We start from the raw sequence: 6,527 nt of genomic DNA, 5'->3' as shown, positions 1-6,527 counted from the left end.
GCCGGGGGAGGGCGGCGGCGAAGGCTTGCCATTACCGTCGTCGTCGCCGTCGTCGTTGCCGTCGTCCGCCCCGCAGTTGCCGAGGACGTCGACCTGGAACCACTCCTTGCCGTCGACCTTCGCGGTGAGGTTGCCGCGTACGCATCTGCCGTCGACGACCGCGTGCACCTTGCCCTTGATGGTGATGTCCTGGTCGCTGTCGGACTCGCCCTGGCAGTCCACCTCGACGACGGCCTCGCGGGTGGGAGAGCCGCTCTTGGGCGTCACGCGGTCCTCGTAGCGGGCCGTACAGCTGATCCACGCCACGTCGAGGCGCTGCCGCTCCAGCGCCTTGGTGCCCATCTCGTCCACGGTGAGCGCGACCGCCGAGGTGTTCAGGTCACCGCCTCCGGGCTCGCACGCGCTGACGCCGAGCGTGGCGGCGCCGGCGAGCCCGACGGCGTACAGGATCGGCTTGCGCCGCTGCCACACGTTCCGCTGCTGTAACCGTCTCAATGCCCCCATAGGCGGCAGAGTGCCACTCCGAACGCCCGCGCGGTAGACCGCATGCGGCCATCTGTCGGGTGGCGCCCGGCCGCCCGGCGGGCGTCAGGACCAGCGGCCCGTGCGGCCGAGGAGGAGCGCGGTGGCGGCCGTGCCCGCGGTCGAGGTGCGCAGCACGCTGCGGCCGAGGCGGTAGGGCTTCGCCCCGGCCTCGGCGAACGCCGCCAACTCGTCCGGGGAGACGCCCCCTTCGGGCCCGACCACCAGCACGATGTGTCCGGTCGACGGGAGCGGGGCGGTGGCCAGCGGTTCGCTGCCCTCCTCGTGCAGGACGGCGGCGAAGTCGGCGCCCGCGAGCAGGGCGGCGACCTGCTTGGTCGAGGCCGCGTCGGCCACCTCGGGGAAGCGCACCCGGCGCGACTGCTTGCCCGCCTCGCGCGCGGTGGCCCGCCACTTGGCGAGCGCCTTGAGGCCGCGCTCGCCCTTCCACTGCGTGATGCACCGAGAGGCGGTCCACGGCACGACGGCGTCGACGCCGGTCTCCGTCATGGTCTCGACGGCCAGTTCACCCCGGTCGCCCTTGGGCAGCGCCTGGACGACGGTGATCCGGGGCTCCTGCTCGGGCTCCTCGCGCACGGAGTCCACACGCACCACGAGCCGGTCCTTGCCCTCGGTGTCGACGACCACGCACTCCGCCCACCGCCCGGCGCCGTCGGTCAGGACGACGTCCTCACCGGCGCGCAGCCGCTTCACGGAGACCGCGTGGCGCCCTTCGGGCCCGTCGAGTACGTAACGTCCAGCGCCGCCCGCGTCGAAGTGCTCGTCGAAGTGCTCGACGACGAAAACAGGGGCGGTCACGCCTCGCCGCCCTGCCCCTCGGAGGCCAACACGCCCTTCGCCTCGGCGAGTTCGGCCGCGAGGACCTCCACGAGCTGCCCGGCGGGCAGCTCCCTGGCGAGCCGGTGGCCCTGCCCCGCCCAGAGCGCCATGCCCTGCGCGTCACCGGCCTTCGCGGCGGCCTTGCGCAGGCCGCTGGTGAGGTGGTGCACCTCGGGGTAGGCGGCGGGCGCGTACGGCCCGTGCTCGCGCATGAAGCGGTTGACGAGGCCGCGCGCGGGCCGCCCGGAGAAGGCCCGGGTCAGCTCGGTGCGCAGGAACATCGGATTGGTCATGGCCTGCTTGTGCAGGGCGTTGGCGCCCGACTCCGGGGTGACCAGGAACGCCGTGCCGAGCTGCGCGGCGTCCGCGCCCGCCGCGAGCACCGCGGCGATCTGCGCGCCGTGCATCAGGCCGCCGGCCGCGACGAGGGGGACCTGGACGGTCTCGCGGATCTGCGTGAGGAGGGAGAGCAGTCCGATCCCGGCGCCGTCGGCCTCGGGGTTGTCGCGGTGGGTGCCCTGGTGGCCGCCCGCCTCGACGCCCTGCACGCAGACGGCGTCGGCGCCGGCCCACTGGGCGGCCTGCGCCTCTTCGGGCGTGGTGACGGTGACGACGGTGAGGGTGCCGACGCGCGCGAAGGAGTCGAGGACGTCACGGGTCGGGCAGCCGAAGGTGAAGGAGACGAGCGGCACCGGGTCGTCGAGCAGGATCGCCAGCTTGGCGTCGTACCCGTCGTCGCGCCCGCTGTCCGGGTCGCCGAGCGAAGTCTCGTACCAGGTGGCCTCACCGGCGAGCTGGCTGCGGTAGACGTCGACGGCGGCGGCGTCCGCCGTGTCGGGCTGCGGCATGAAGAGATTGACGCCGAAGGGCCGCGAGGTCAGGCTGCGCAGCTGCTTGACCTCCTGGTACATCCCGTCGGCGGTCTTGTACCCGGCGGCGAGGAACCCCATCCCACCGGCCTCGGAAACGGCCGCGGCCAACTGCGGACAGGAGGCACCGCCCGCCATGGGGGCCTGCACGATCGGATAACGGCAGAGCTCGGTCAGTGCGGAGGACATACCCGCATAGTCCCACGCCCCACTCACCCAACCGAATCGCGCCCTAAGGGCCGAGCGCCCCGTAAGGGGCGCGGGGAACTGCGCGAGCAACCAAACCTCAACCCGCACACAAAAACAGGCCGCCCCCGGCACGGAAGACCCGCCCGGGGGCACAGAAGGAACCCGCTCTAGGCGCTACCGCCCGTTGAACGCATCTTTGAGGCGAGAGAAAAGCCCCTGCTGCCCCGGCTGAAACTGCCCCGTAGGCCGCTCCTCACCCCGCAGCTGCGCAAGCTCCCGCAAAACCCGCTCCTGCTCGGCATCAAGCTTCGAGGGCGTGAGGACCTCGACGTGCACGATGAGGTCACCTCGCCCGCCACCCCGCAGATGCGTGATGCCGCGCCCGTGCAGCGGGATCGACTGCCCGGACTGCGTGCCGGGCCGGATGTCGACCTCCTCCATGCCGTCGAGCGTCTTCAACGGCACCTTCGTGCCGAGCGCCGCCGCCGTCATCGGAATGGTGACCGTGCAGTGCAGGTCGTCCCCACGGCGCTGGAAGACGTCGTGCGGCAGCTCGTGGATCTCGACGTAGAGGTCACCGGCGGGCCCGCCACCGGGCCCGACCTCGCCCTCGCCCGCGAGCTGGATCCGCGTGCCGTTGTCGACACCGGCCGGGATCTTCACGGTCAGCGTGCGCCGCGAACGGATCCGGCCGTCACCGGCACACTCCGGACAGGGCGTCGGCACGACCGTGCCGAACCCCTGGCACTGCGGGCACGGCCGCGAGGTCATGACCTGGCCGAGGAAGGACCGCGTGACCTGCGACACCTCACCGCGACCGCGGCACATGTCACACGTCTGCGCCGAGGTCCCCGGCGCGGCACCCTCACCGCTACAGGTCGTACACACCACGGCGGTGTCGACCTGGATGTCCTTGGTGGTCCCGAAGGCGGCCTCGTCGAGGTCGATCTCCAGCCGGATCATGGCGTCCTGGCCACGGCGCGTACGCGAGCGCGGCCCGCGCTGCGACGCCGTCCCGAAGAACGCGTCCATGATGTCGGAGAAGTTGCCGAAGCCACCGGCGCCGAAGCCGCCCGCGCCTCCGCCGCCGCCCGCCTGGGACAGGGGGTCGCCGCCGAGGTCGTAGACCTGCTTCTTCTGCGGGTCCGACAACACCTCGTACGCGGCGTTGATCTCCTTGAAGCGCTCCTGAGTCTTCGGGTCCGGATTCACATCCGGGTGAAGCTCACGCGCCAGCCTCCGGAAGGCCTTCTTGATCTCGTCCTGGGAAGCGTCGCGGCGCACGCCGAGTACGGCGTAGTAGTCCGTGGCCACTTACGACTCCGCCAGGATCTGTCCGACGTAACGTGCCACTGCGCGTACTGCTCCCATCGTTCCCGGATAGTCCATGCGGGTCGGTCCGACCACGCCTAGTTTCGCGACTGCCTCGCTGCCCGAACCGTAGCCGACCGAGACCACGGAGGTGGAGCTGAGGCCCTCATGGGCGTTCTCATGACCGATCCGTACGGTCATGCCCGAATCCGTCGCCTCGCCCAGCAACTTGAGGAGCACGACCTGCTCCTCCAGCGCTTCGAGCACGGGACGGATGGTGAGGGGAAAGTCATGTCCGAAGCGGGTGAGATTGGCGGTTCCGCCGATCATCAGCCGCTCCTCGGTCTCCTCGACAAGAGTTTCGAGGAGGGTGGAGAGGACCGTCGCGACCGTGCCGCGGTCCTCGGTCTCGAAGGCCTCGGGCAGGTCCTGCACCAGCTGCGGCACATCCGCGAAGCGGTGGCCCGCGACCCTGCTGTTGAGGCGCGCCCGCAGATCGGCGAGCGAGGTCTCGCCGAAGGGGGCCGGACAGTCGATCATGCGCTGCTCGACCCGGCCCGTATCGGTGATCAGTACGAGCATCAGGCGCGCCGGAGCGAGCGAGAGCAGCTCCACGTGGCGCACGGTCGAGCGCGTGAGCGAGGGGTACTGCACCACGGCGACCTGCCGCGTCAGCTGCGCGAGCAGCCGCACCGTCCGCCCCACGACGTCGTCGAGGTCGACGGCGCCGTCGAGGAAGTTCTGGATGGCCCGCCGCTCGGGCGTGGTCATCGGCTTGACGCCCGCGAGCTTGTCGACGAAGAGGCGGTACCCCTTGTCGGTCGGGATGCGGCCCGCGCTGGTGTGGGGCTGGGCGATGAACCCTTCCTCCTCCAGCGCCGCCATGTCGTTGCGCACGGTCGCCGGGGAGACGCCGAGACTGTGCCGCTCGGTGAGCGCCTTGGAGCCGACCGGCTCCTCCGTCCCGACATAGTCGTGGACGATGGCGCGCAGCACTTCGAGCCTGCGTTCACTGAGCATCGCGCACACCTCCAGCCGTCATCCGTCGCGGTGATCCCCTGCCTGGCACTCAACGCGGGTGAGTGCCAGCCTGTCAAAGGCTCAGTGTACGGCCGTCGGGTACGGGCGCGGCAAGGCCGGATCCTGCTCGGTCTGCCGAGAGGTCGTCAGGTGCCGCAGGGGCTAGCGTCACCGTATGGATGTGGAGCCGGCATGGGAAGCGGCGGGATGGGAGCGGCTGTCGCCGCGGGTGGGGCGGTGCCGCCTGCCGGGGTGGGACTGCACGGCGGGGCTCGTCGTCGGCGAGGGGGCGGCGCTGATGATCGACGCGGGGTCGGGTCTGGCGGAGGGCGCGGTGCTGCGGACGCGGGCCAGGGAGATCGTCGGCGGGGGCCGCCGCGTGACGCATCTCGCGTTGACGCACCCGCACTTCGACCATGTGCTCGGGGCCGCGGCCTTCGCGGGCGTGGAGGTGTACGGCGCGGTGGGCATCGACACGGTGTTCGCCAGGGGCGCCGAGGAGCTGCGGGCGGACGCGGTGCGGCACGGGGTGGCCCCGGAGGCCGCGGCGGAGGCGGCGGACCTCCTCGTGCACCCGCGCCACCTGGTGTCCGGCGAGTGGACGCTCGACCTCGGCGGCGGTGTGCAGGTGCTGCTCGCGAACGTAGGGCCCGGCCACTCGGGCCACGACCTGGTGGTCCTGGTGCCGGGCGGCGAGGAGGGACCGGAGATCGTCTTCTGCGGGGACCTGGTCGAGGAGTCGGGCGAACCGCAGGCGGGCGCGGACGCGGTGCCCGCGCGGTGGCCGGCGGCGCTGGACCGGCTCCTGGAGCTGGGCGGTCAGGACGCGCGGTATGTGCCGGGGCACGGTGCGGTAGTGGATGCGGCTTTTGTCCGTGCGCAGCGGGCCACACTGGCGGCCCGTTTCGGCGTGTCGTAACGGGCGGCCCGCGGCTTCTTCCTATCGTCGGCAAAATGCGCCAGTACTCCGCCGATCTCACGCCGCCCTGGAAGAAGCCGAAGCCCGTGCCGGAGGTGGCGGCGGACGCCGGCCTCGTGGTGGAGGAGCTGGGCACCGGTTTCTGCGGGGCGGTGATCCGCTGCGAGAAGACGGCGCAGGGGCCGACGGTGACGCTGGAGGACCGCTTCGGCAAGCACCGCGTCTTCCCGATGGAGCCCGGGGGGTTTCTCCTGGAGGGCAAGGCGGTCACTCTAGTCCGCCCGGCCTCGGCGGCGGGGGCTTCTCCCGTACGTCGTCCGTCCCGTACCGCGTCCGGTTCGGTGGCCGTCCCCGGGGCGCGGGCCAGGGTCGCCCGGGCGGGGCGCATCTATGTGGAGGGGCGGCACGACGCGGAGCTGGTGGAGCGGGTGTGGGGCGACGACCTGCGGATCGAGGGCGTGGTCGTCGAGTACCTGGAGGGCATCGACGATCTGCCCGCGATCGTCGCGGAGTTCTCCCCCGGCCCCGACGCGCGCCTGGGCGTCCTGGTGGACCACTTGGTCCCCGGCTCCAAGGAGTCCCGCATCGCGGCGCGGGTCACGGGTGAGTACGCGCTGGTGGTGGGCCACCCCTACATCGATGTGTGGGAGGCGGTGAAGCCGTCCTCGGTCGGCATCGAGGCGTGGCCGCGGGTGCCGAGGGGGCAGGACTGGAAGACGGGGGTGTGCGGGGCGCTGGGCTGGCCCTCGAACACGGGGGCGGCGTGGCAGCGGATCCTGGGCTCGGTGCGGAGCTATCGGGACCTGGAGCCGGCGCTGCTGGGGCGGGTGGAGGAACTGATCGACTTCGTAACGACC

At 71.9% G+C, this 6,527-nt stretch carries 7 protein-coding genes; 2 read left to right on the top strand and 5 right to left on the bottom strand.

Features of this window, described 5'->3' with window-relative positions; genetic code table 11:
- The 5 genes from GKQ77_RS24790 to hrcA all read right to left on the bottom strand — a co-directional run.
- Nucleotides 1–504 (bottom strand): hypothetical protein (locus GKQ77_RS24790; RefSeq protein WP_219691151.1); only part of this gene is annotated, 504 nt, incomplete at its 3' end.
- An 84-nt stretch (nt 505–588) separates the two neighbouring features.
- Nucleotides 589–1,341, bottom strand: coding sequence for a 16S rRNA (uracil(1498)-N(3))-methyltransferase (locus GKQ77_RS24785; RefSeq protein ID WP_219691150.1), 753 nt, complete (start codon nt 1,339–1,341; stop codon nt 589–591).
- Nucleotides 1,338–2,420 carry a nitronate monooxygenase gene (locus tag GKQ77_RS24780; RefSeq protein ID WP_219691149.1) on the bottom strand — a complete coding sequence of 361 codons (1,083 nt, stop codon included), beginning with the start codon at nt 2,418–2,420 and terminating at the stop codon, nt 1,338–1,340. Before GKQ77_RS24780 ends, GKQ77_RS24785 begins: the two co-directional genes overlap by 4 nt.
- 174 nt (nt 2,421–2,594) lie before the next feature.
- Nucleotides 2,595–3,734 carry a molecular chaperone DnaJ gene (dnaJ, locus tag GKQ77_RS24775; RefSeq protein WP_219691148.1) on the bottom strand — a complete coding sequence of 380 codons (1,140 nt, stop codon included), beginning with the start codon at nt 3,732–3,734 and terminating at the stop codon, nt 2,595–2,597.
- A complete protein-coding gene (gene hrcA / locus GKQ77_RS24770; protein ID WP_125512720.1) occupies nt 3,735–4,751 on the bottom strand; it encodes a heat-inducible transcriptional repressor HrcA in 1,017 nt (338 codons plus the stop codon).
- Nucleotides 4,752–4,926: 175 nt separating this feature from the next.
- Between hrcA and GKQ77_RS24765 the strand changes: the two genes are divergently transcribed.
- Together GKQ77_RS24765 and GKQ77_RS24760 are read left to right on the top strand one after the other, a co-directional pair.
- A complete protein-coding gene (locus GKQ77_RS24765) occupies nt 4,927–5,670 on the top strand; it encodes an MBL fold metallo-hydrolase (protein ID WP_258021904.1) in 744 nt (247 codons plus the stop codon).
- Between the two features lie 35 nt (nt 5,671–5,705).
- Nucleotides 5,706–6,527 (top strand): DUF3097 domain-containing protein (locus GKQ77_RS24760; protein WP_219691147.1); only part of this gene is annotated, 822 nt, incomplete at its 3' end.

It is taken from the genome of Streptomyces anatolicus, assembly GCF_019400875.1.
Lineage (GTDB): Bacteria > Actinomycetota > Actinomycetes > Streptomycetales > Streptomycetaceae > Streptomyces > Streptomyces anatolicus.
This window is presented reverse-complemented; position numbering and strand designations above follow the sequence as displayed.

Bases quoted from the DNA above. Each gene is read 5' to 3' on its own strand.
- GKQ77_RS24780 (WP_219691149.1), bottom strand. From the start codon at position 2,420: ATGTCCTCCGCACTGACCGAGCTCTGCCGTTATCCGATCGTGCAGGCC.
- hrcA (WP_125512720.1), bottom strand. From the start codon at position 4,751: ATGCTCAGTGAACGCAGGCTCGAAGTGCTGCGCGCCATCGTCCACGAC.
- GKQ77_RS24765 (WP_258021904.1), top strand. From the start codon at position 4,927: ATGGATGTGGAGCCGGCATGGGAAGCGGCGGGATGGGAGCGGCTGTCG.